General features: G+C 27.3%; 26 protein-coding genes. 23 read left to right on the forward strand and 3 right to left on the reverse strand.

Going from position 1 to position 25,082, the window contains the following annotated elements; genetic code table 11:
- The first annotated feature begins 50 nt into the window (after positions 1-50).
- The 5 genes from Q3223_RS05295 to Q3223_RS05315 all read left to right on the forward strand — a co-directional run bounded on the left by Q3223_RS05295 (position 51) and on the right by Q3223_RS05315 (position 5,719).
- A complete protein-coding gene (locus Q3223_RS05295; protein ID WP_074178190.1) occupies positions 51-698 on the forward strand; it encodes a TetR/AcrR family transcriptional regulator in 648 nt (215 codons plus the stop codon).
- 123 nt (positions 699-821) lie between these two features.
- Entirely contained in the window at positions 822-1,493 is a 672-nt protein-coding gene (locus tag Q3223_RS05300; protein WP_054270386.1) for a response regulator transcription factor, read from the forward strand.
- A 1-nt stretch (position 1,494) separates the two neighbouring features.
- Complete coding sequence (locus Q3223_RS05305; protein ID WP_054270385.1) at positions 1,495-2,403, forward strand: sensor histidine kinase KdpD; 909 nt, start codon at positions 1,495-1,497, stop codon at positions 2,401-2,403.
- A 77-nt stretch (positions 2,404-2,480) separates the two neighbouring features.
- Entirely contained in the window at positions 2,481-3,167 is a 687-nt protein-coding gene (locus tag Q3223_RS05310) for an ABC transporter ATP-binding protein (protein WP_054270384.1), read from the forward strand.
- Positions 3,164-5,719 (forward strand): FtsX-like permease family protein, encoded by a 2,556-nt coding sequence (locus tag Q3223_RS05315; RefSeq protein ID WP_407811736.1) that lies wholly within the window; start codon positions 3,164-3,166, stop codon positions 5,717-5,719. The genes Q3223_RS05310 and Q3223_RS05315 overlap by 4 nt, the downstream gene beginning before the upstream one ends.
- A gap of 172 nt (positions 5,720-5,891) precedes the next feature.
- On the opposite strand, the gene Q3223_RS05320 is transcribed toward Q3223_RS05315, so the two are convergent.
- A complete protein-coding gene (locus tag Q3223_RS05320; protein ID WP_167640351.1) occupies positions 5,892-7,091 on the reverse strand; it encodes a coenzyme F420-0:L-glutamate ligase in 1,200 nt (399 codons plus the stop codon).
- Positions 7,092-7,209: 118 nt separating this feature from the next.
- On the opposite strand from Q3223_RS05320, the gene Q3223_RS05325 reads away from it, so the two are divergent.
- Positions 7,210-8,097 carry a LysR family transcriptional regulator gene (locus tag Q3223_RS05325; protein ID WP_231300850.1) on the forward strand — a complete coding sequence of 296 codons (888 nt, stop codon included), beginning with the start codon at positions 7,210-7,212 and terminating at the stop codon, positions 8,095-8,097.
- Between the two features lie 189 nt (positions 8,098-8,286).
- Positions 8,287-8,841, forward strand: coding sequence for a GNAT family N-acetyltransferase (locus Q3223_RS05330; RefSeq protein WP_054270380.1), 555 nt, complete (start codon positions 8,287-8,289; stop codon positions 8,839-8,841).
- A 121-nt stretch (positions 8,842-8,962) separates the two neighbouring features.
- On the opposite strand, the gene Q3223_RS05335 is transcribed toward Q3223_RS05330, so the two are convergent.
- The gene (locus tag Q3223_RS05335) at positions 8,963-9,823 is read right to left on the reverse strand and encodes a YitT family protein (protein ID WP_054270379.1); all 861 of its coding nucleotides are present in this window, start codon (positions 9,821-9,823) and stop codon (positions 8,963-8,965) included.
- 390 nt (positions 9,824-10,213) lie between these two features.
- Here Q3223_RS05335 and Q3223_RS05340 point away from each other — a divergent pair, with 390 nt between their 5' ends.
- From Q3223_RS05340 to Q3223_RS05375, 8 genes are all read left to right on the forward strand, one after another.
- The gene (locus tag Q3223_RS05340) at positions 10,214-11,620 is read left to right on the forward strand and encodes a sensor histidine kinase (RefSeq protein WP_407811737.1); all 1,407 of its coding nucleotides are present in this window, start codon (positions 10,214-10,216) and stop codon (positions 11,618-11,620) included.
- A 190-nt stretch (positions 11,621-11,810) separates the two neighbouring features.
- Positions 11,811-14,288 (forward strand): ABC transporter permease, encoded by a 2,478-nt coding sequence (locus Q3223_RS05345; RefSeq protein ID WP_407811738.1) that lies wholly within the window; start codon positions 11,811-11,813, stop codon positions 14,286-14,288.
- Between the two features lie 14 nt (positions 14,289-14,302).
- Positions 14,303-14,989, forward strand: a complete 687-nt coding sequence (locus Q3223_RS05350) for an ABC transporter ATP-binding protein (protein ID WP_167640353.1) — start codon at positions 14,303-14,305, stop codon at positions 14,987-14,989.
- A 277-nt stretch (positions 14,990-15,266) separates the two neighbouring features.
- Positions 15,267-15,692, forward strand: coding sequence for a VOC family protein (locus tag Q3223_RS05355; RefSeq protein ID WP_054270376.1), 426 nt, complete (start codon positions 15,267-15,269; stop codon positions 15,690-15,692).
- Positions 15,693-15,717: 25 nt separating this feature from the next.
- Positions 15,718-15,846: a hypothetical protein gene (locus Q3223_RS05360; RefSeq protein WP_265327125.1), complete on the forward strand. Its 129-nt coding sequence runs from the start codon at positions 15,718-15,720 to the stop codon at positions 15,844-15,846.
- Between the two features lie 233 nt (positions 15,847-16,079).
- Positions 16,080-16,400 carry a hypothetical protein gene (locus Q3223_RS05365; RefSeq protein WP_003424083.1) on the forward strand — a complete coding sequence of 107 codons (321 nt, stop codon included), beginning with the start codon at positions 16,080-16,082 and terminating at the stop codon, positions 16,398-16,400.
- 137 nt (positions 16,401-16,537) lie between these two features.
- Positions 16,538-17,182: a tRNA (guanosine(46)-N7)-methyltransferase TrmB gene (trmB, locus tag Q3223_RS05370; RefSeq protein WP_054276748.1), complete on the forward strand. Its 645-nt coding sequence runs from the start codon at positions 16,538-16,540 to the stop codon at positions 17,180-17,182.
- A 144-nt stretch (positions 17,183-17,326) separates the two neighbouring features.
- The gene (locus Q3223_RS05375) at positions 17,327-18,058 is read left to right on the forward strand and encodes a hypothetical protein (protein WP_054270373.1); all 732 of its coding nucleotides are present in this window, start codon (positions 17,327-17,329) and stop codon (positions 18,056-18,058) included.
- A gap of 133 nt (positions 18,059-18,191) precedes the next feature.
- On the opposite strand, the gene Q3223_RS05380 is transcribed toward Q3223_RS05375, so the two are convergent.
- Complete coding sequence (locus tag Q3223_RS05380; protein ID WP_003424072.1) at positions 18,192-18,470, reverse strand: hypothetical protein; 279 nt, start codon at positions 18,468-18,470, stop codon at positions 18,192-18,194.
- A 271-nt stretch (positions 18,471-18,741) separates the two neighbouring features.
- On the opposite strand from Q3223_RS05380, the gene Q3223_RS05385 reads away from it, so the two are divergent.
- From Q3223_RS05385 to Q3223_RS05420, 8 genes are all read left to right on the forward strand, one after another.
- Entirely contained in the window at positions 18,742-19,188 is a 447-nt protein-coding gene (locus Q3223_RS05385; protein WP_054270372.1) for a hypothetical protein, read from the forward strand.
- 269 nt (positions 19,189-19,457) lie between these two features.
- Entirely contained in the window at positions 19,458-19,910 is a 453-nt protein-coding gene (accB, locus tag Q3223_RS05390) for an acetyl-CoA carboxylase biotin carboxyl carrier protein (protein ID WP_054270371.1), read from the forward strand.
- Positions 19,911-19,925: 15 nt separating this feature from the next.
- Positions 19,926-21,287 (forward strand): acetyl-CoA carboxylase biotin carboxylase subunit, encoded by a 1,362-nt coding sequence (gene accC, locus Q3223_RS05395; protein ID WP_219673993.1) that lies wholly within the window; start codon positions 19,926-19,928, stop codon positions 21,285-21,287.
- A gap of 14 nt (positions 21,288-21,301) precedes the next feature.
- The gene (accD, locus tag Q3223_RS05400) at positions 21,302-22,156 is read left to right on the forward strand and encodes an acetyl-CoA carboxylase, carboxyltransferase subunit beta (protein ID WP_054270369.1); all 855 of its coding nucleotides are present in this window, start codon (positions 21,302-21,304) and stop codon (positions 22,154-22,156) included.
- Positions 22,157-22,176: 20 nt separating this feature from the next.
- Positions 22,177-23,121, forward strand: a complete 945-nt coding sequence (locus Q3223_RS05405) for an acetyl-CoA carboxylase carboxyltransferase subunit alpha (RefSeq protein ID WP_054276744.1) — start codon at positions 22,177-22,179, stop codon at positions 23,119-23,121.
- A gap of 188 nt (positions 23,122-23,309) precedes the next feature.
- The gene (locus tag Q3223_RS05410) at positions 23,310-23,570 is read left to right on the forward strand and encodes a stage V sporulation protein S (protein WP_003424039.1); all 261 of its coding nucleotides are present in this window, start codon (positions 23,310-23,312) and stop codon (positions 23,568-23,570) included.
- A gap of 151 nt (positions 23,571-23,721) precedes the next feature.
- Positions 23,722-24,093 carry an ACT domain-containing protein gene (locus Q3223_RS05415; protein ID WP_407811739.1) on the forward strand — a complete coding sequence of 124 codons (372 nt, stop codon included), beginning with the start codon at positions 23,722-23,724 and terminating at the stop codon, positions 24,091-24,093.
- Positions 24,094-24,122: 29 nt separating this feature from the next.
- Entirely contained in the window at positions 24,123-24,968 is an 846-nt protein-coding gene (locus Q3223_RS05420; protein ID WP_054270366.1) for a hypothetical protein, read from the forward strand.
- Positions 24,969-25,082 lie beyond the last annotated feature (114 nt).

Consider the following 25,082-nt stretch of genomic DNA (forward strand, 5'->3'; position numbering starts at 1 on the left):
TTAATGTACTAATGATTAGTATAAACTAATAAAGAAAGAAGTGAATTTATATGTCAAGAAATAAATACTCTGATAAAATAAAAAATCAGATACTAGAAGTCGCATGGAAAATATTTGAAGAGCAAGATTATGATGATGTAACTATGCAACAAATCGTTGATACTCTTGATATATCTAAAGAGGCTGTGTATTATCATTTTAAAGACAAGGAAATGCTATTTGAAGAGATAGTATTAAATAGTTTAAGAGTAGAAGTTGAAAATCTAAAGTCATTATTAAACAATCCTAAGTTAACTGTTAGAGAAAAAATATCTGAATTTATTTTATATATATCTAGTTCAGAAATAAGAAAAAAATTGATTGATTATATGTGCAGTCAAAAAAAACCAACTTTTTTTATAAAGAATATACGAGCATCTACTATTGAAATAACTCCTTTATTATCTTGTCTAATAAAGCAAGGCGTAGAAGAAGGTATTTTTAAAACAGATTATCCAGATGAAGTATCTGAAGTATTCATAATTTTAATTAATATTTGGCTAGACCCAATATTATTTAGAGATAGTACAGAAAAATATTTCAAGCGTATTGAATTTTTATCTGAGTTTTTAAGTGCAAGTGGCGTACCTATTATAACTGATGATAATTTAGATTCAATCAAAATATTTTATGAGGCATATTCTAAGAATGAAGAGTAAGTACAAGATATAAGACTGTAACTAGATTTGAAAAACAAATTTAATTACAGTCTTTTTAGTGAAATAAATGTATATTAAAACTATAACAAGACAAAAATAATTAAAATTTAAAGGAGTGTAAAATTGAACTTATTAATTATTGAGGATGATATAAACTTAAACGAAGGCCTTTTTTATGCGTTTGAAAGTGATGGATTTAATGTATTTAAGGCTTACACAGTACAAGAAGGATTGCATGTATTTAATAATAAAAATATAGACCTTATAATTTTGGACTGTAATCTCCCAGATGGAAATGGATTTGATGTGTGTAAGTTAATAAGAGAAAAGTCAGATACACCAATTATAATGCTTACTGCAAGAGATTCAGAAATTGATGAGGTAAAAGGATTAGAAATAGGACTTGATGATTACATTACAAAGCCATTCTCTTTATCTGTATTAAAGGCAAGGGTTAAAGTAGCAATAAGAAAAAAATTAAATAATAAAGTAATATATTCTAATGGAATAAAATTGGACCAAAACTTACTTAGAGTATATAAAAATGAAGAATGTTTAGAACTTAGCTCTGTAGAATATAAGCTTCTAAGTTACCTAATTGAAAATAAAGGTCAGATATTATTAAAGGAACAAATTTTACATCATATTTGGGATAGTGAAGAAAATTATGTTGATGAGAATATTGTATCTGTAAATATAAGAAGACTTAGAATAAAAGTAGAAGATAATCCATCTAATCCAAAATATATAAAAACAGCTTATGGAATGGGGTATCTATGGAACGAGGTAGAATAAGATGATGGTATTAGCTTTTATGATATGTATAGTAGCTATATGTATCATAATCACTAAAAAAAATCAAAATAGATATGATGAATTGAGCTTAATGTTAAATCAAATATTGGAAGGTAAAGAAATTACTTATTCAGATACTAAAGATACAAGATTATCAAAAATTTCTCACCAAGTAAAAAAAGTTAAAGATATGATAGAAATAGAAGTAGAACAGTCAAAATTAGAAAAAGAAGCAATTAAAAGTTTAATCTCAAATATGTCACATCAATTAAAAACTCCACTTTCAAATATAACTATTTATTGCGAACTTCTGGAGAATATGAATATTTCTACATCACAGAAAAAGGAGTTTTTACAAAAGATGAAAAATGAAACCTTTAAGATTGATTGGTTATTACAATCTCTATTTAAGATGACTAAATTAGAAGATGGAGTCATTAATTTTGAGGTAGAGGAACTGTTAATAAAAGATACTATTCTGCAAAGTATTAGTACTGTTTTTAATAAAGCAGAGGCTAAAAATATAAGGATAAGTCTAGAACCATTTTCAGATGTAAAGCTAGTCCATAATAAAAAATGGACTATAGAAGCAATTGTAAATGTATTAGAAAATGCAATAAAATACTCACCATCAAATAGTGTAATTACTGTCTCTATAATAAAAATGGAATTGTATACTAAAATCACTATTAAAGATGAAGGAATAGGCATTGATAGTAAAGAGTTAAATGATATTTTTAAAAGGTTTTATAGAAGCAAGAATGTAGAAAATCAAAATGGAACAGGGATTGGTCTATATCTTGCAAGGTTAATTTTAGAAAAAGAAAATGGGAATATTATAGTAGAATCTAAGTTAGGAAATGGAAGTTGTTTTAGTATCTTCTTACAAAACTGTAAGAGTTTAAATTAACTTTGTAGGATGAGTGTAATTATCGTCATTTACAATATCTTATAAGAACATATATCTGTACTGAAAGGAGAAATTAAATGAGTATATTAATGACGAATAATTTAGTAAAACACTATGGAAAAGATGAGACTAAAGTCAAAGCTTTAAATGGAGTAAGTATAGAAATTGAACGAGCTACGTTTACTGCTATAGTTGGAACTTCTGGTTCTGGTAAAAGCACATTATTAAACATTATAGGTGGATTAGATAATCCAACATCAGGTGATGTAATAATTAAAGGAAAGAATATATCTAAAATAGGAAAAAAAGATTTAACAGTATTTAGAAGAAGAAATATAGGGTTTATATTTCAAAACTACAGTTTAATACCAGTACTGAACACTTATGATAATATAACTCTTCCTGTTACATTAGATAGAGGAAATAATGTAGACCATGAATATATTGAAATGTTGATGAATACATTGGGGATTTGGGATAAGCGTCTAAAGTTTCCAAATGAGCTTTCTGGTGGACAGCAACAAAGAGTAGCAATTGCTAGGGCTTTAGCAAATAAACCTGCACTTATATTAGCAGATGAACCAACTGGAAATCTTGATAGTAAAACCACAATGGAAGTAGTATGTTTATTAAAAGAAAGTAGTGCAAAATTTCATCAAACGATACTGATGGTAACACATAATGAAAATATAGCACAAGTATGTGATTCAATTATACATATTGAAGATGGAATTGTAGTAAATAATGGTGGTGGAGTACTATGATGTCTTTGATAAAGTTTGCAATTCAATATATTAAACATTATAAAAAACAATCTATATCTATATTTTTAAGCATAGTATTATCAGTAGCACTCTTGACAGGAATTGGTTCTCTAGTTCATAGTGCAAATAAAAGTGCAATCGAAAAAATAAGGGAAGATAGTGGAAATTATCATTTTTACTATAAAGTAAACGAGAAACAACTAAAAAAAATTAAAGAAAATAAAAAATCAAAAAAATACACTATAGATAAACTTGGAGTTACAAATGCTAAATCTCATATAGATGAACCTTTTATTATAGAATTTTTAAATGCAGATTCATCATACCTAGATATGACAGGTAGAAAATTATTGCAAGGAAGTCTTCCTAGTAAAGATGGAGAGATAGCTTTTGACACATATTCACTAAATAATTTAAATGTAAAAAAAGAGATTGGAACGACAATTAAATTAGATGGTAAAACTTATAAATTATGTGGTATTTTATCAAATCTTACAAATCCCAAAACTGATATGCAAGGATTTGTAAATGATTATTCACAACCTAAAGAAAATAATTCTTATTTAGTTTATGTAAAGTATGATGAAAATAAAAATATAAATAAGCAAAACTCTAAATTTATAAAAAAATTCAATATATCAAAAGAAAACGCTCGTGTAAATTGGCACTTATCAATTGAATTTGGAGTAAAGCCTCCAAAAGGCATAGAAAAATATAATATATTTGAGTTCTTAAAAAATCTAGAGCTAAATACAAATGCAATTATCTTACTTGTTGGAGTATTTGGCACAGCAGCAGTATATAGTATTTTCCACGTTTCAATACTTCAGAGAATATCACAATATGGAGTTTTAGAAGTATTAGGTGCCAATAATAAACAACTCTTATTCTTACTATTTTTAGAGTTATTTTTACTTTTTATTATTGGATTTCCTATAGGTTGTATATTGGGTATTGGAGTAGCATCTACAATATATGAACGATTTCCACATATATTTTTGAGCAGTGATATTACTCCAGGAGCATTTTTTATAAGCGAAAAATCTATTTATTTGGGATTCTTATTTATTTTATTACTGTTAATTTTAATTACTGTGCGTGTTGTGCATCAATTAAATAAATATTCTAGTATAGAATCCATGAAAAATTTTAAGGTCACTAATAAGCAAAAAAGGACTTTAGAAAGTGTAAGACATTCTAATATGACAAAGGTACTATCTCATAAATACATGACTCAAAAAAAGGGAATGTTTGTGGGTATTTTATTTTCATTGTCACTTGGTGGGATTATTTTCCTATGTTCCAGTTACTCTATACAGCTTACTAAAAATAATAATGAACTTACAATGAAAGCTGATGATGGTTTAAATTCTGACTACCAAGTAACTATGCAAACAACCGATTTTGATATAGGTATACCTAAAGGTAAAATTTCAAGACTCAATGAGGTTGAGGGATTATCACGAGTTTATCCAGTAAAGTATTTGTTTGGAGCTATAAAAATTAAAGAAAAACAATTATTTTGGAAAGACTTCTTTAAACCTCTTGAGAAAGATTATAGAATAAAGAATTTTTTTAATGGTATTTGTACAAAACAAAGTGAAGGTGGATACCTTTTAAAAACCAATATATATGGATATAACAATGGAATGTTAGAAGGGCTAAATTCTTATGTCATAGATGGAAAAGTTAATCATGATGATATGGTCAAAAATAATAAAGTTATAGTTAGATTACCTATGGATGGGACTGGTATGTATGATGCAGTGGATATAAAACCAGGAAATACAATAAAGGTTAAAGTACCAAAAACAATGAAACCAACAGGTGAAATTGTTAAATTTAAAGAAGAAAATAAGGATGATTATGTAACAAAAGAATTTGTAGTTGCTGCTACTGTAAAACGTGTAATGGCTAATAACATATATTTTATTGGCGACTATGGTATGGATATAGTTATGACAAATGAACAAATGAAGAATAACTTTAATATTGAAAATTACAATTCAGTAAGTATAAAAAAGACAAAAGAAAGTAATAGCGTAGAGTTGTCTGAAAATATAAAAAGTGTTGTAAATAATATAAAGAGATGTATAGTAACAGACTATACCATAGCTATTGAAAAAAATAATACCTATTTAAATCAAAAACTTTTATTTATATATGGTATTGTATTTGTACTTCTAGCAATAAGTCTGTTTCATATTATCAATACAGTAAGTTACTTAGTTTTTTCAAGAAGACATGAATTTGGGATTTTAAGAGCTATGGGTATTACGGATAATAGGTTTTTACTTATGATGATGAGAGAAGGTTTCTTATATGGATTATATGCAAGTATTATAATGATAATTGGAAGTATTATTGGACAATTTATGATTTATTTTATGGTAAAACGCATATATTTATATATAAATCCAATCTTTGAAGTAAATGCACCTCTCTATATAGGCATGATTGTTTTAAATATTATTATCAGCATCGTTGCAGTTATTATTCCAGTAAAGCAAATTTTAAAAAATGATATTATATCAGAAATAAGCAAGAGCTAGAATTGTATAAATCTAAATAAGAATGTTTATATAATCTAAAAATGCCTTAGAGTTAGTCATTTCTAGAGTCATTAAATAAACCTCTTAATTGATACATAGTAAAATGTATCAATTAAGAGGTTTTAATAAATTTTAAATTTAATATAGAGAAATAAAATCCTCTTTAAAAAAATTATTTTGTATAATTGTCAAAGTATCCTTGTATGTAAATAATAGGAGTACCTTTATCTCCACTTCCAGATGTTAAATCTGCTAAAGAACCTATAAGGTCTGTTAATCTTCTTGGAGTAGTACCTTGAGAAACCATATTTCCTGTTAAATCATCAGATTTATTATCTTTTTCAACTATGTATTTAGAAATAGCTTCTTTTAATTCATCACCAGATAAGTCAGCAAAATCATTATCTGCTAAATATTTTAATTTCACTTCATTTGGAGTTCCTTCTAAACCTTTTGTATAAGCAGGAGATACTACTGGGTCAGCTAACTCCCATATTTTCCCTACAGGGTCTTTAAAAGCTCCATCTCCATAAACCATTACTTCTACATTTTTACCTGTGATTTCTTTTATGTCACCTTGAATTTTGTTTACAACCTCATCACAATTTATAGGGAATAATTTTACTGTTTCTTCTGTAGCTTTGTTTGAACCTAAAAGTCCGTATTGGTCATTATACCCACTACCATCTACACTTGATGTCATTATATCATCAAGAGAATACACTTTCTTAGCACCATTTTGCTTTAAAATTCTCTTTGTTCTTTGTCTTGTATGTATATCACAAGTTAAAATACTTGTTGTGTAGTCAAGAATAGTTTTTGGATTATTGGCAAATATAATTTCTACTTCTGCACCACAATCTTTAATTAAATTCTTATAATAATCAACATAATCTACGCCAGTAAATGTATGTTTGTTATATCCAAATAACTCTCTATATTTTTCCTCTGTTAAAACATCTGACCAAGGATTTATTCCTTTATCATCAAGTTCATCAATACTTATTAAATGGTTTCCAACTTCATCAGAAGGGTAGCTTAACATTAATACAACTTTTCTACATCCTTTTGCAATTCCTTTTAAACATATTGCAAAACGGTTTCTACTTAAAATTGGGAATATAACACCAACAGTATCATCTCCAAATTTATCTTTTACATCTGCCGCAATATTATCAACATGAGCATAATTTCCTTGTGCTCTAGCTACAACAGCTTCTGTAACTGCAATTACATCTTTGTCTCTAACTTCAAAGTTTTCACTTTTTGACGCATTTAAAACAGAATCAACAACTATTTTGACTAAGTCATCTCCTTGTCTTATGATAGGCGCTCTAACCCCTCTTGAAACAGTCCCAACTAATCTATTCATTATTCAAAATCCTCCTAAAGAATTAATATTGTCATATTAGTACCATGTATATTATAATTCAAATATGATTATAAGTAAAATAAATAATACTAATATTTGACATAAGGAGTAATTATATATGAATATAAAACTTGAACTATATAGGATTTTTAATGCAGTTGCAAGTAATAAGAGTTTTTCTCTTGCTGCCAAAGAATTATTTATGTCACAGCCAGCTGTAAGCCAGTCAATAAAACAATTAGAAGAACAATTGAACACTATACTGTTTTATAGAAATAATAAAGGTGTAAAATTAACACCAGAGGGAAAGATTTTAAGTGAACATGTAACTACTGCATTAAAGCTAATAGCATCTGGAGAAGATAGAATAAATAAATTTAAAAAATTAGAATATGGTTCTTTAAAAATAGGAGTAGGAGATACTGCTGCACGTTTTTTCTTATTAAAGTATTTAGAAATCTTTCATAAGAAGTATCCACATATACATGTATCTACAATAAATAGAACGAGTAGAGAACTTATATCCCTACTTAAAGATGGAAATATAGATATAGCAATTATAAATATGCCAATAGAAGATGATTCACTAAATATTGTTGAGTGTATTGAAATACATGATATATTTGTATGTGCAGATGATTACATAGAATATAAAGGTAAAAAAATATCCTTAGAAGAATTAAATACATTGCCTTTGATAATGTTGGAAAATAAAGCAAATTCAAGGTTGTATGTAAATGAATATTTTTTATCAAAAGGTATAAAACTAAACCCAGATATAGAATTGGGTTCTCATGAATTACTTTTAGAATTTGCGTACATAAATCTTGGCGTATCTTGTGTTATAGAAGAATTCAGTATAGATTATTTGGAAAGCGAAAAATTATTTAAATTGGATATAAAAGAGCCAATACCTAAGAGAAGTATAGGGTACTGTCATTTAAAGGATATCTCCTTGTCTTTAGCAACGAAAGAATTTTTAAGTATGATTTCAAATAATATGTAATTTAGAATGTATATAACAAGTGTGTTGATATACAAAGTGGATACAAGTTTGTACGTTTGAAAGATTCATATAATAAGCTAGTTTTTATTAAAAATAGAAATAAGGTTAATTTGAGAACATTTATATAATTAATATCGTATTTTAAATATGAACAGTATATTTAGATTAATGTATAAAGGGGGATTAGAAATGTCTGATTCTGGATATCCTCAAATGAAAACCTTAGAAACTAGAAACTGTATACTAAGACCTGCATCCTTAGAGGATGTTGAAGATTTTTTTGATTGTTATAAAAATAAAGTAGTAGTAAAGCATTTACCATTTAGTGAACACAAATCTTTAGAAGACACAAGAAAGTTTATAAAATCTTTTTTTCTAAATCCTTATAAAAAAGGAAAGATTGGTCATTTTGCTATAGTATATAAAAAAGACAATAAAGTTATTGGAAATATGGGGTTTAATAATATAAATCCCAAAGCATTGGAAGCAGAAATAGGTATATGTATCAACCCAAACTATTGGGGGCATGATTTTGCTACTGAGATAACTAAAAGAGTAATACAGTATGGGTTTAGAGAATTAAACTTAAATAAAATCATTGCTATAACATATGAAGAAAATCAGAATTCTACAAAATCATTAGATTTGCTAGGATTTAAATGTATGGGAAAACATATTAAGAAAATTCATGCTGGTAGTATTGTAAAAAATGTTCCTTGTTATCAATATGAATTGAGAAAATAATAGATATAAGTATTTAATATACTAATAAAGTTTAAACAAAAAGGGCATGAGACTTTTAGACTCATGCCCTTTTATATAAACTTCTTATTAAGCAAAATTAATTAAAGTATTAACTTTATAATTAATTTTCTAATTTTTTAAATCCTTCTCCAAGAACTTCATGTACATCTGTAACTATAACAAATGCAGTAGGGTCAGTTCTTTTAACCAATCTCTTTAGATAAAGCTCTTGTTTTTTAGAAACTACAACTAATAAGACCTCTTTATTTTCTCTAGTATATCCACCCTTACCATCTAGAATAGTAAGACCTCTATCAAGTTCTTCAGTTATAGCTTTTCTTAAATTTTCTGGCTCATCAGAAATAATAAAAAATGCTTTTGAATGGTCAAATCCTTCTATTATCATGTCTGCTATTTTTATTAATATACAAAGTGCTATACCAGAGTAAAGAGCAGTTTCTAAACTACGATTTACTATACCAGAAGATATAACAACCATTCCATCTAAACACGACATGAATTTTGTAGCTTTTATTCCTGGGAATTTTTTACTAAGTATGAGTGCAATTAAATCTGTTCCCCCAGTAGAAGCATCTGACTTAAACATTATTCCTAAACCAATACCAACTAATATTCCACCTGCAATAGCAGATAATAGTAAGTCATCAGTAAATCTTAATTTTGATAATGGGTCTGTTAATTGGACTATAGCAGAAAACACGATTGTACCAAATAACGTTTTTAATGAATTTTTTGTTCCCATAATTCTAAAAGCAAGTATTACTAATGGTATACCTATAATTAACATGATGGCTGATACTGGAAGTCCTGTAACCTTGTTTAATACTAATGATAGACCACTAAGCCCCCCTGGAGCAATTGTATGTGGTTTTAAAAACATATTTATACCAATACTCATTGATATACAACCAAAAAATAGACCAAACATCTCAAGTAAAATTGGCGACTTTTGTTTTTTCATATAAACACCTCCATGAACTTGTCACAATTTAATATTATAACATATTTGACCAATTTATATTATATAAATTTTTCTTGATATAAGTAATTTCAAGTGTTTCATTATTCTTAATATTTGTGAATTTTATATAGTGTTTTAATATTTTTACTAATATTGTTATTTATCTATGAAAGTTTTATATGTTATAATTTTTTAGTTCTTTTATAAAGTATCCCCTATAAAGACAGTTATATGAAGAATTTCTTTATATTGTTTAATATGCTGATATACTTTTATTTGAATTTATTGAAGACAATAACTATCTTGATAACATAAAGTAATATAAATATAATTTATATAGATAGTTATATTTTTAAATCAAAATACAAGCTTAAGAAAAGAGTTGATTAAATGCGTAAACCTAGTTACAAGACAATACTCCATTCATACCTTATTTTTTTCGTAATTTTTCTTTGTTTAATTTTTATTGTAATAGGCATTTTCTTATCCCTTATTACTATTCAACAGCCAAATGGGAAGTATGTTCATAGTGATTGGGCTAAAAAATTTACAGAAGATTTTAATGAACAAATAATGTTTATAGATAATAAACCACAAATAAAAGAATATGGTTTAGAAAAACTTCAAGAAAACAAATTGTGGTTGCAAATTTTAGATTCTAATGGAAATATAGTTTATGGATTTTCGGAACCCAAAGACCATAAAAATTACTATTCTAATTCTGAATTGTTATCATTAGTTGAGCAAAATAATTCTAGTGATGGCACTACATACTTTAATACTATTACAAATAACAAAAATGATTTTATTTATATTATACATTTTCCATTAAATATATCTAAAGTAAATATGTTTTTTGATGGTAATAAATTTATAGGTGGAAAGTCAATTATATTTTCAATTATAGTAATTATATTTTTAATAATTTTGATTTTTGGAGTCATTTATAGTTACTGGGTAACAAAGTGTATTTCCAATATTACAATTGCTGTTAGTGATGTTTCAAAAAGAAGCTATCTACCAATTAAGATTAAAGGAGTTTTTGCTGATGTTTATAATAGTTTAAATCTTCTGAGTGAAGAAATTCATAAAAGTGACGAGATACAAAAGAAAACTGATATTATGCGAGAAGAATGGATTTCAAATATAACCCATGATTTAAAAACTCCACTTTCACCAATAAAAGGATATGCAGAACTCCTTGCAGATAACAGTATTACTCATTCATCCGAAAAGATACATAAATACGCTTCAATCATGTTAAAAAATATAGAATATACAAATAAACTTATAAGCGATTTAAAGTTAACCTATCAATTACAAAATGGAATTATTCCTTTAAATAAGAAAAATGATGATTTAGTAAGGTTTTTGAAGGAATTGTCCATTGATATTTTAAACTACCCAGAGTATGAGTCAAATATAATTGAATTTAAAAATGATACAGACATTATTAACTTTAGTTTTGATTATACACTATTAAAACGTGCTTTTAGTAATCTTATCATTAATGCTTTTACATATGGAAATAAGGATACCAAAGTTGTTGTGAATATAGCGTTGAATGAACAAATTGAAATTACTATTTCAGATAATGGAAAAGGGATTACAAGCGAAGAAGTGTCAAATTTATTTAATCGTTATTATAGAGGAACCACGCAAAAGCAAAGAAAAAATGGAACTGGCTTAGGATTAGCAATAACAAAGCAAATCATTGAAATTCATAAAGGAGATATATCTATTGAAAGTGAATTGGGTCTAGGCAGTTCATTTCATATCTGCTTTCCACTTAATTAAGGTTAATTAAGGTTAATTAAAAAATATATTAAGATTGGTAGATTATTATGTTTATATAATAGTTTATCAATCTTTTTTATTTAGGATTTTGTTTAGTTGAAAACAGAATAAAAAGTTGTATTAGAGATTCTACATAGATTGGATTAAATCTAAGTCTAGGTTAAATTTAATTAAGGAAGTAGGTGTAAATTTGAAGATTATATTAAAGTATATTTTAACAAATGTTAGAGAAAGAAAAATTAGGACGACAGTTATGTTATTGTCCATAGTTTTATCGACAGTTTTACTTTTTGTTTCGTTCTCGATTGGATTATCTTACGAAAGTGCACAGAGAAAGATGGCAAGAGGTATGTTTGGTAGTGCAACTATATCTATCCAAAATAAAAATCCAGATATGTTAACTAGTCTAGAAGATATTCCTAATCTAAATTCTATAAAATCAAAGGTTGGGATATTAGAAAGTTCTGCTATTTATCATACAGATGGATATTATGAATCATTCAGTCTTATATCAGCAGACTTAAATCAACTGAATAAAATCAACAAACCACGATTGGAAAACGGGAATAGTATTACTGATTTTTCTGGTGATAAGATTATTCTTCCCAACCGTTTTACATCAAAATATAAAATAAAAAAAGATGATTCCATTACTTTACAAATCTATGGGAAGCCCTATACTTTTGAAGTTAGTGATATTGCTTCATATGATACAGTATTTTTGAGACATACAAGAGGTGTAAATGCACTATTACCTAAAGAAACTCTATCTAAAATATTAAATAAAGGAAATGGATATACAAGAGTTCTTATCAAATCAAAAGGAGAAAAGACAGAAAGTCTAGTAAGTAAATTGTCTGAAGAACTTACAACTGAAAAATACAAGGTATCAAGTACCATAAATGAAAGTAAGATAGTTGCAGATGCTAGACAAAAAACAATGCCTTTCTTCTTAATAAGCTTTTTCGCATTAACTCTTAGTATATTTATCATATACAGTAGTTATAAAGTGATTACACTAGAACGCATTCCATTTATTGGTACTTTTAGAAGTGTTGGAGCTAATGAAAAAACTGTAACTTATATTTTAATGTTTGAAAGTTTGCTATATGGAAGTATTGGAGAAGTGATTGCTATTCCTATTGGTATCGTTGTTTTAAATATTATGCTACATGGACTTGGAAATTCTCTTGAACAAGGAATATCAATTCCAACAGTAATATCTCCTCTTGGGGTGATTGTCTCTGTTATAGTAGCAATAATTGTTTCTTTATTTAGTGCATATATGCCTGTTAGAAAAGCTAGTCGTTTACCTATTAAAAATGTCGTATTAGGAACTGTAGAAGAAAAGAATGTTTCAAATCGTCATATACTTTTTATAGGCACTATTATACTTATTTTGTCTATTCTACTACCAAGAATATCACCTGAAAATACACTGTATTTAGCTGGTGGATTTTCATTACTGGGATTAATCGTATCTACTATTGTGTTAATACCTCTTTTTACTGATACCATGTCTACAATTTTTGAGTTTGTTTATGAAAAGATTTTAGGTAATGAGGGGAAATTAGCTGCTAGAAATATGAAAAATAACAAAAATATTACACAGAATATTACGTTATTATTTATAAGTATTTCTGCAGTGATTGTAATAAGTGTTGTTGGCAGTTTTGTCAAAACTTATGTAGGTGATGTATTTCGTGATGCAGAACTACAAGGTTTTGCAGATGGAAAGATGGATGAAGAGTTTATTGAAGATGTTAGACATATAAGTGGAATTAAAAATATTTTACCTATTTATGTTATGAATAATAAGATTTGTGGTAACAATACAACATTTTCAAGACTAGAAGCCACAGATAATTTAAAATTGTATAGTTCTATGCTTGCAATCAATTATACAAATTCTGATATGAAAAAACAAGTAATTGAATCTTTTGAAGATAAGCGTTCTGTTATTTTGAACGAAGATACTTTAAAAAAACTAGGTTTATCTATAGGAGAGACAGTAACTTTATCTAATGATAAATATGAATTTTCTTATAAAATACTAGGTAGTTTTAAATCTCGTGCAAGTGATGTAGAAGCTGTTATACCATCACATTATGCTGTTAGTGATTTTGATGAAACTAATTATGGTCTTTTAACATATACAGCAGTTAATCCAGATGCTGTTATGATTCAGATAAGAGACTTATTTAAAGATACATCTAACTGGAGCCGTACAGTTAAAGAATTTAATAATGATGCTTTAAAAACTATAAATAGTTTTTTATCTCCTATGAATAAAATGACCTATTTCATTTTTATTCTTGCTACAGTTGGGATTATCAATAACCTAATAATTAATTATATTCAAAAAAGACGTTCTATAGCTATGTATAAATCCGTAGGGCAAAGTAATAAACAAAATGTAAAAATGACATTGATTGAAGGTTTTACCTCAGGGTTGCTAGGTTCTATTATTGGAATTGTAATATCTATAATGGAAATTCAAACTATATTCATAGTTGCAGGACCAAAGATTTCAATGTCCCCAGAATTGGATTTTAAAACATTTATTATTGTGGGATTATTGGGAATTGTAATAACTTTAATAGGTTCAATAGTCCCAATTGTAAAAAGTAAGAAAATGAATCTAGTAGAAGAAATTAAATTTGAATAATAATGGAGGTTAATATGAAAACTACATTTAAGAGTTTAGCTGTAGAAGCTAAAAATATTATTAAAGAATTCAAAATTGGAAATGCAAAAACTAGGGTGCTAAAAGATATATCCTTGCAAGTAATGAAAGGTGAATTTGTTTCTATTATGGGTCAATCTGGTTCTGGGAAAAGCACTCTTTTATATATCTTAGGAGGCTTAGATACTCCAACTAATGGAAAAGTGTATATAAATGGAACTGATATATCACATTTTGATGATGATAATATGAGTATAATACGTCGTAGAAATATAGGATTTGTATTTCAATTTTATAATCTAATACCAAATCTAAATGTTGAAGAAAATATAATGCTTCCCTTATTATTAGATGGTAAGAATTTAAAAGATTATAAAAATCAATTAGATGAAATATTAGATATAGTAGGTTTATGTGATAGACGTAAACATACACCACGAGAGTTATCTGGTGGTCAACAACAACGTGTTGCTATAGCTAGGGCTTTAATAGGAAAGCCAGAAATTTTATTTGCTGATGAACCTACTGGAAATTTAGATAGCAATACAGGAACAGAAATAATAAATTTACTAAGTAAAATAAACAAAGAAAGTGGTCAAACTATAATTATGGTAACTCACTCATTAGAAGCAGCTAAAAGTAGTAGCCGTACTATTACAGTTTTAGATGGTTTAATTGTATAATGAGTTGCTAGGATATGAATTACCAATAAATTAGAAGTTTCAGAGAGCATGGAAAGTGTCATAAAAAGGTTGTTAAAACTAGGTCTGAGTGTTGAAGAAGTTTCAAAACATACGATGTAGCCTGCTGAATTTATTAAACAGTTTCAATAATTATAAAATGTTAAAATATAAGTTTTTTTATATTGCAAGAACTAAATACTTAATACATAATATAAGGACACGTAAAATAGCTTACAAACTCAATGTTTGAATTTAGATTATTGGAGGTAATTAAGTTATGTATGATGAATTGAAAATAAAAATGTATTCATTTACAATGGATTGTAAAGACCCATATGAATTAGCAAAATTCTATGCAACATTACTTAAGTGGGAAATACCATTTTATAATGAAGAATTTGCATGTGTTGGTGCTCCAGGAACAAATCAAGGTACATATCCTGGTATAACGTTCCAACGAAATCCTGAGTATAAACAACCTGTATGGCCAGGAAAGCCCGAAGCTCAACAGCAGATGGCTCATATGGATTTTGCTGTTAATGATTTGGAAAAGGCAGTTCAGTATGCAATTCATTGTGGAGCGACAATCGCAAAAGAGCAATTTTCTGATGATTGGAAAGTTATGTTTGACCCAGCTGGACATCCTTTTTGCTTATGTCAGATGAAATCAGTTATTGAGAGTAGCCATTTTGCATTGTTATAGCCACAACATCTTTGAGTAGTTACAAATGGAAATTATAAAAAGAAAGAAGAAGCACGATGATACGTACCATTGTGCTTTTCTTGTTGTATACAGAGAAGCTTTCAAATATATAAATTTTGCATATATGAATTGGTCATTATCAAATGTGTTATAATATTAAGGCAACAAATAAAAGAATTATATTTTTTAGCAAAACTTTTATTTGTTTACTATGCATACAATAGGGTATTTACTTAAGTAAATAAAATATCATATAAAATATTTTAAAGCTTTAAGTAATATTTGGCAGAAGTTTTAGTAAAATATGCAAAAACTAATTGATTATGTACCTTATATGGGTATATAATAGATATTGTTTTAATAAAATATTTGAAAGGGAATGATTTAATGAAAATTACTTTACCAGAAACAGCTATTGATACTTTGAAAAGTATCTTAAAAGACAATCAAGATAAACCTAATAATATAAGAGTATACTTTGCAGGTGTTGGTTGTGGAGGTCCTTCTTTTGGATTAGCTTTAGATGAGAAAAAAGAAGATGACTTAACTTATGAAGTTGGAGAATTACAATTTGTAATGAGCTCTGATGAATATAGTCAGTATGGAGATATAATAATAGAAGATACAGGATTTGGATTTAGAGTTATTCCTGAAAATATGAAAGATCAAGGTGGAGGAGGATGCTCTGGGTGTTCAGGGTGCCACTAAGATTAATTTTTTAGCAGATTAAGAGCTCTCTTTATAGAAATAGATTTCTATTTTAAGAGAGTTCTTTTTATTTTTTGCTTAGATAATGTATAATAAAAAATGTATTTTACTAATTTTTATATATAAGGAGAATTATTGTGAGAAGAAGACGAAAAAAAGGTGCAGATGAAAAACTTTTAAGTTATACAAAATACGTTTTAAGAGACGATATAGAAGAATTAAAAGGTAAGTGGAGTTTTAAGTTTGGTAATGATAATCCAATACATGTGGAATTTGGTACTGGTAAAGGTAAGTTTATAACAACTTTAGCCCAGCAAAACCCTGACATAAATTATATTGCTATGGAACTTAAAGAAGAAGTTCTTTTAAAGGCTGTTGAAAAGGCTGATGTTTCTAATTTAAATAATATATTATTTTTATGGGGAGATGTAAGTAATATTTTAGATTACTTTGAAGCTAAAGAATTGTCAAGAATTTATATAAACTTCTGTGACCCATGGCCTAAAAATAGATGGAGTAAAAGAAGACTCACTCATTCTGGATTTTTAGATATGTATAACAAGGTTTTAGAAGATAATGGCGAAATTCACTTTAAAACAGATAATGAAAAATTATTCGAGTTTAGTTTAAATGAAATTGCTGCAAATAATTGGCTATTGAAGAATATTTCTCTTGATTTAGGAAATAGTGAGTATGAAAATAATGTTACAACAGAGTATGAGGACAAATTTATGTCACAAGGTATGCGAATATTTAGATGTGAGGCTAAAAAACGTAACTAGCAATATGTTTATAAGTTTAATAGTAGAAATTTATTTTAATTTATATTAATAAAGTGTACGAAAGTAGGTATATACAACAAGGAAACAGAACCCTCTCATAGAAATTAAATTACTATATATAAAAAATTTATGTGGGAGGGTACTATGAATTTAGCTAATGTAATACCATTTCTTATTTCTGCGGCAGCTTTAAGTCCAATAAATTCAAATGATAATGTTTTAAGCGACAATCAACTTAAAAATATTTTTCCTGATGCCAATCTAAGAGCAGTTGTAAAACGATATATAAACCCAGATGAGATGACTATAAGCAATATAAAGGCTTTAGATGGAGAATTTTATGCAACTGGTGAAAACATTTCAAATTTAAAAGGAATATCCTATCTTGAAAATGTAGACAATTTTATTTTTTGGAACAATAACATAAAAGAAGTTCCTAGGGAAGCTTTAAGTCTAAAAGATATGGATTCAATCAATTTAGCAAATAATTATCTGGTTGATGATGGTGTAGTAAATTCTCTTTCTGATAATGGTGTGGATGTGAATTGTGATTTGAATTTTATTGATACAAAAGACAATCAATATAAACTGGATTCTAAATATCATAATGTTGATATAGCAAAAGGTGAAAGTATTGATTTGAGAAAAATAATTACAAAGAAAATTGATAGCTATTATAAGTATTGGGAAGTTACTGATAGCCTTCCAAAGGATTTAGATTTTACTGTATCTGTAAGTGATAAAAACATAATTTCATATGAAGGTATGACTGTTAAAGGTAATAAAACAGGTCAAGCTGTAGTAAAAGTTGTACTAAGTGACAAAAATGATTTAAATACATCTCAAGAAGTTCTAATCACTTTCAATGTAAAATAAGTATATGTCAACTTACTTAATAATTTAATTTTTAATTTAAATGTATAACTAAAATAAAGGTTGCTAGTAACAGAGCACTATTATTAGCACTTTGTTACTAGCAACCTTTAGATATCTATTAAAAATAGATTATCTAGAAAATACCATTTCTTCTGTTAGTAGCCCATATTCCTATTAAAATTATTAATGAATATATGATATATAAAACTATTCTTATATACTGGACATCTAGTCCAAAAAATTCAATGTTACTTTGTGAGGTATGCAACATCACAAGGACTGCAGATATACCAATAAGCAAAGGATTGATTACTATTTGCTTATCAGTTCTTAAAATCATTATTTTACCCATCCAAATAATTGATAATATAAAAAATAAAATTTTAAGACCAAATTCTAATGTATCTACCAAAGCGAAAACATCCCTTCATTTATAATAAATTTTTCAGCTCAACAAAAATATAAAACCCTGTAATAATTTTTAAACCTGTGTTAAATCCATAATGAGATAAATTAATTGAGTAGCATAAAACTTTATCTACATTAATATATACTACACTATACTTCAAATTTCTTAAACATAAATTAATGAAATTAACAAAAATTTATTCATAAGCATATAAAGATATATTTCATTATTTAAACGCATATCATTATATATACAGTTTTAGGAGGTGAGGTATATGGAATCTAAATTTTTTAATTGGTACACTCAATCCCTAGGAGGAACTTTTGGCATTATATCGTGTATATGCGCTTACTTAAATGGATACATGTTTGTTTATACAAATAGTGCTAGTAAATACTTTGAAAGTATCGGCTTTTTAGGAATAATTTCAAGTTATATATTACTCCCACTTTGTATGTTAACTGTAATTTTTGGAATTATATGTTCTTATACTCCAAAGACATCTGATAAAAGTATCTTTAATATACCTTTTTTTACTTTAAATAAAAGATTAATATTTCTTACAGTAGTTTTTGGCTTTATAGGTGCTAGAGTTTATTTTATAATTCCTGCAATTTTAATAACTTTTAACATGTATAGTGATATTTTAATAACTAAGTTAAAGTATATTCTATGTAAAGATAAAGAAAATGATACTAATTTGAAAGAAAGCGAAGTCTAAATTGCATAATATTGGTATTTGTCTTAAAAATCCCCGAGGTATTAATTTGTATTCTCTTGTATTTTGCAAAAAATATTGAATTTTATTCATTTTATACTTATAATCTATATTAATAATGGAAAATTAAAACAAATATAAGTTACTTGTTGTTAATCTAAAATTAAAATATATATTAATGTGTTGATTCTCTAGTCAGCACTTTTTCTTTTATAAATTTGTTTTTTGTGATATAATATTAGCACCAGGTAATAATACAAGGGGGTAACAACATGAACATCAATGAAATTAAGGAATTATTAAAGGTTATAGACTCAACTAACTTAGAATATGTAAAACTTGAAAGCAGCGATTTAAAATTAGAAGTATCTAAAAAAGCTCAAGTTACAAGTTCACCTGTTTTAAGCGTACAACAAGAATCAGTAGTGGATCTTTCTTTAGAAAAGCCAGTTGTAAACGATATACCTGTCGCATCTAATGAGAATCTATCAGTGGTAGTAGCTCCTTTGATGGGAACATTCTATGATTCTCCAAGTCCAGATGCAGATAGTTTTGTCAAAGTTGGCGATGTAGTTGAAGAAGGCGATACTTTATGTATATTAGAAGCGATGAAGCTTATGAATGAGATAACAAGTGAAATTAAAGGTGAAATAATTGAAGTATTAGTTGATAATGAAGAACTAGTAGAATATAATCAACCTTTATTTAAGATAAAACCATTGTAGTAGGAGGTATTTAAGTTGATAAAAAAAATACTAGTTGCAAATAGAGGCGATATAGCAGTTAGAATCATCAGAACATGTAAAGAATTAGGTATAAAGACTGTTGCTATCTATTCTGAAATAGATAAAGATTGTTTTCATAGATATATAGCTGATGAATCTATTTGTATAGGGCCAAACAATATAAGCAAGAGTTATAACAATATAGAAAATATAATATACCTTGCTCTTAAATTAAAGTGTGATGCTATTCATCCAGGTTTTGGTTTTTTATCAGAGAATCCTGAATTTGCAAGACAATGTGAAGAGAATAATATTATTTTTATAGGTCCAACAAGAGAACAAATGATTTTGATGGGAGATAAATCTAGAGCAAGAGAAACTATGATGGAATTAAATATCCCTGTTGTTCCTGGTTCAGAATCTGTTTTGAAAACTAAGGAAGAAGCTTTAGAAGTTGCAAGAGAAATTGGCTATCCTGTTATGATAAAAGCCTCAAGTGGAGGCGGTGGAAAAGGTATGAGAATCGTTAGAAAAGAAGAAGAACTTTTTTCAAATTTTGACATGGCAAGTTCAGAAGCTCTAGCGGCATTTTCTAATAGCGATTTATATATGGAAAAATTCATAGAAAATCCTAGACATATAGAAGTACAAGTATTTGGGGACAAACACTCAAATGCAATACATTTAGGTGATAGAGATTGTTCTATGCAGAGAAGAAATCAAAAAGTAATAGAAGAATCTTTAAGTCCATACCTTTCAGATGAAGAGAGACAAAAACTTCATAAAATCGCAGTAGATATAGTAAAAGGTGTAGGTTATATTGGTGCTGGTACTATTGAGTTTATAGTTGACAAAGATAAAAACTTTTATTTTATAGAGATGAATACAAGAATACAAGTTGAACATCCAGTTACAGAGATGGTAACAAGTCTTGACCTTATAAAGCTTCAAATATCTATAGCTAATGGGGAAGAAATTACTTTTAAACAAGAAGATATTACTTTTAGAGGTCATGCTATTGAGTGTAGAATAAATGCTGAAGATTCATCAAATAACTTTGCTCCATCACCAGGTAAGATAGAATCGTTAAATTTACCTGGAGGTTTTGGTGTTAGATTTGATACTTTTGTATATGCAGGATATACCATACCACCTTTATATGATTCTATGATAGGTAAATTAATATGTTGGGCTGAGACTAGAGAAGAATGTATAAATAGAATGTATAGAGCTCTAGACGAAATTATTGTAGAAGGTATTAATACAAATGTAGAATTCCAAAAGGCACTTGTAACAAGTGAAGAGTTTAGAGAAGATACTCATCATACCAAATTTATAGAAGATGTCTTTATGAAGAAAGAATTTGCTACATTATAAGGAGTAAATAGATTATGATAAAAAAATTTTTATCATCAAAAGAATCTAAGTATGTTACGATTTCTTTAGATGACAACTTTAAAAAGAATAGTGTAGATGATAAATTTTGGACTTATTGCAAAGGTTGCGATAGTCATGTATTTAGAAAGGACATAGAAGAAAATTCATTTGTATGTCCAAAATGTTCAAGACATTATGGCTTAAGAGCAAGAAAAAGAATAAATTTATTGATTGATAAGGGAACTTTTATGGAGTTTAATTCTGAGGTAGAATTTCAAAACCCACTAAACTTTCCTAAATACAAAGAAAAAGTAGACTCTTATAAGGAAAAAACGAATGAGTCAGAAGCTGTTGTCACAGGTTATGGAAGATTAAATGGAATTAAAACAGTTATTTGTGTAATGAATCCTGATTTTATGATGGGAAGTATGGGTTCTATTGTTGGAGAGAAAATAACTTATTCAATAGAATATGCTGCTGAAAATAATTTACCTATAATTATTTGTTCTGCTTCAGGAGGAGCTAGAATGCAAGAAGGTATGGTATCTCTTATGCAGATGGCAAAGACTTCTCAAGCACTTTCTAAACTTGAAGAAAAATCATTGCCATATATATCAGTTCTAACTGACCCTACTACAGGAGGAGTAACTGCTAGTTTTGCTATGCTTGGAGATATTATAATTTCTGAACCAAATACATTGATAGGCTTTGCAGGTCCAAGAGTAATAGAACAAACAATAAATCAGAAACTTCCTGAAGGATTCCAAACTTCTGAGTTTTTACTTGAAAAAGGTTTTATTGACATGATAGTAGATAGAAGAAAAATGAAGGAAGTATTATATCAAATTCTTGCTATGCACAAGAAATAGGGCATGAAGGAGGAACTGTTTTGATTGAAAATAATAGCGAAAAAATAAAGGTTTTAGAAAATGATATTAAACAATTAATAACTATTTCTGAGGCAAATAATATAGATTTAAGTGATAAAATAAATTCACTTAATGAGAAATTGGAAAAACTTAAAGAAGAAGCCTTTTCCCATCTATCTCCATATGAAAAAGTGATGTTAAGTAGAGATATAAAAAGACCTACGACTTTAGAATACATAGAACACATTTGTTCTAATTTTTTAGAGCTTCATGGAGATAGGCTTTTTAAAGATGACCCTTCTATTGTTGGAGGAATAGGTCAGATAGGAAGATTCAATGTTACTATAGTTGGTCATCAAAAAGGAAGAGATACGAAGGAAAATATAAAAAGAAATTTTGGAATGCCTCATCCAGAAGGATATAGAAAAGCACTAAGACTTATGAAACAAGCTGAGAAATTCAATAGACCAATAATAACGTTTATTGATACATCAGGAGCTTTTTGTGGTTTAGAAGCAGAAGAAAGAGGACAAGGAGAAGCTATTGCAAGAAACTTACTTGAAATGAGTAAACTTTCTGTTCCAGTAATCACTTTTGTAATTGGTGAAGGTGGTAGTGGAGGAGCTTTGGGTATTGGAGTAGGTAATGATGTTTGCATGTTAGAACACTCAGTTTATTCTGTAATATCACCTGAAGGTCTTTCTAGTATCCTATTTAAAGATTCTTCTAAAGCTAAAGAAGCTTGTAATGTTATGAAACTTACAAGTGATGATTTGTATGATTTAAAAATAATAGATAAGATTATAAAAGAGCCTCTTGGAGGAGCACAAAAAGATGTAGAAGCTGTTTCAAAGGAAATAAAAGCTTATATTTTAGAAAGATTAAATCATTATAAAGATATGGATAAAGAAGAAATTATGACTCAAAGATATAATAAATTTAGAAATATTGGAAAATGCTTATAGAATATAAAGAAATTTGTAGTTTTTTCATTATAAAATGGTTTTAAAAAATAAAGGTTTTCTTAAAACAATTATAGAAGTATATTTTTATAAAAGTATACTTTAAATGATGATTGTAATTAGTAAATGGCAATTGTGATTTAGTACTTTAGGTAATGGATACTTTAACAAATTAACAAGGAGATGTTGAAATGGAAGTACTAAAAGTTTCATCAAAATCTAATCCTAATTCTGTAGCTGGAGCCTTGGCTGGAGTACTGAGAGAACGAGGTATTGCAGAAATACAAGCTATAGGAGCTGGAGCTCTAAATCAAGCGATAAAATCAATTGCAATAGCAAGAGGTTTTGTTGCACCTAGTGGAATGGATTTAGTTTGCATTCCCGCATTTACTGATATAGAAATCGAGGGTGATAAGAAAACAGCCATTAAACTTATAATTGAACCTAGATAATATATCTTTTATTAGAATTTAATTAAGTTTTAAAGGTTGGCTATAGAAATAGGATACTATAGTGAACCTTTTTTACGTTATATGTTTTATTTTATATAATTTTTAATGTATAATCTTAAGTAAACAAATAAGTTTGGAGGAGATGTACATTATGAAATTAAAATTATTTGCAGAAGAGTATGCAGTATGTAGATTAAATAATGATAGTAAAATACCAACATGGATAGATACAAAAAACTTTTACTCTATAACTAAGACTGAGGATGAATTAAGTGTTGTATGTTCAAATAATAATATTCCTTCTGATGTTAAGTCGGAAAAAGAGTGGAGAATACTTAAGATGCTAGGGCCTTTAGATTTTTCACTTATAGGAATTTTATCTAAACTAAGTGGCTTATTAGCAGAAAATAAAATAAGCATATTTGCAATTTCTACATATGATACAGATTATATTTTAATAAAAGAAAAAGATATAGAAAATGCTTGTAAAATTCTAACTTGTAATGGATATGAAGTAGAGTAGTCAGATACTTCTACATGAGGTTTTAATTTATGATTCATATAATCGAAATTTTAAAAATAAGTATGATAAATATCTTTTGCTTTTTAGGAATATTTATTGTTTTTGGACTGATTTTTAGTATTACAGAAAATCTAAACAATAAATTTATATTTTCATCTTTTGGAAAAACTGGGATTATTGTAACTGGAGCTATAGGAACATTTATTCATGAACTTAGTCATTTGATAATGTGCTTGATTTTTATGCATAAAATAAATTCAGTTAAATTTTTCAGACCAATAGAAAGTAAAAATGATGGCATATTAGGATATGTAAGTCATAGTTATAAGAAAGATAGTCTTTATCAAAGTATAGGAAATTTCTTTATAGGAATTGCACCTATTATAGGTGGAACAATAATGATTATTTTACTTTTTAATATATTGTTGCCAGAGAGTTATATGAAAGTGACACAAAATATAGACTTAAAATTATATGTAAGTATGATTAATAGTTTCAATATAAACGGTTTTATACACATTATTATAGATGATATTTCTAATTTTATAAAAGTAATGTTGTTAACACCTAGTATATATTCATTTAAGTATTTTATATTTATGTTCCTAATGTATTCTATATCTACACATATGTCACTTAGTAGTGCTGATTTAAAAAACAGCTTAAATGGTTTGAGTTTTATAATCATAGTTATTTTTGCGATAAGTTTAATTACATACTTACTTGGACCTGATAACTTGAATATATCCAGTCTGATAGTTCAATATAATATATTTGTGAGTTTTTTCATGGCGATAGGGCTTATTTTTTCAGTGGTAACTCTAATAATATCTTATATTTTAAGTTTGGTCAGTCCATTTAAAAACTTTAATTAAAGAGCTGTATATTTTACAATATATTTAGCTTTACTAGAAGCATATAAAAATATTAAATAAAAAAGATTTGAGTAGAGTATAAAATTTCTCAATATATTTATAGAATAATTCTTA

Origin of the sequence: Clostridioides sp. GD02367, from assembly GCF_045900275.1 — a bacterium.
Taxonomy (GTDB): Bacteria; Bacillota; Clostridia; order Peptostreptococcales; family Peptostreptococcaceae; genus Clostridioides; species Clostridioides difficile_A.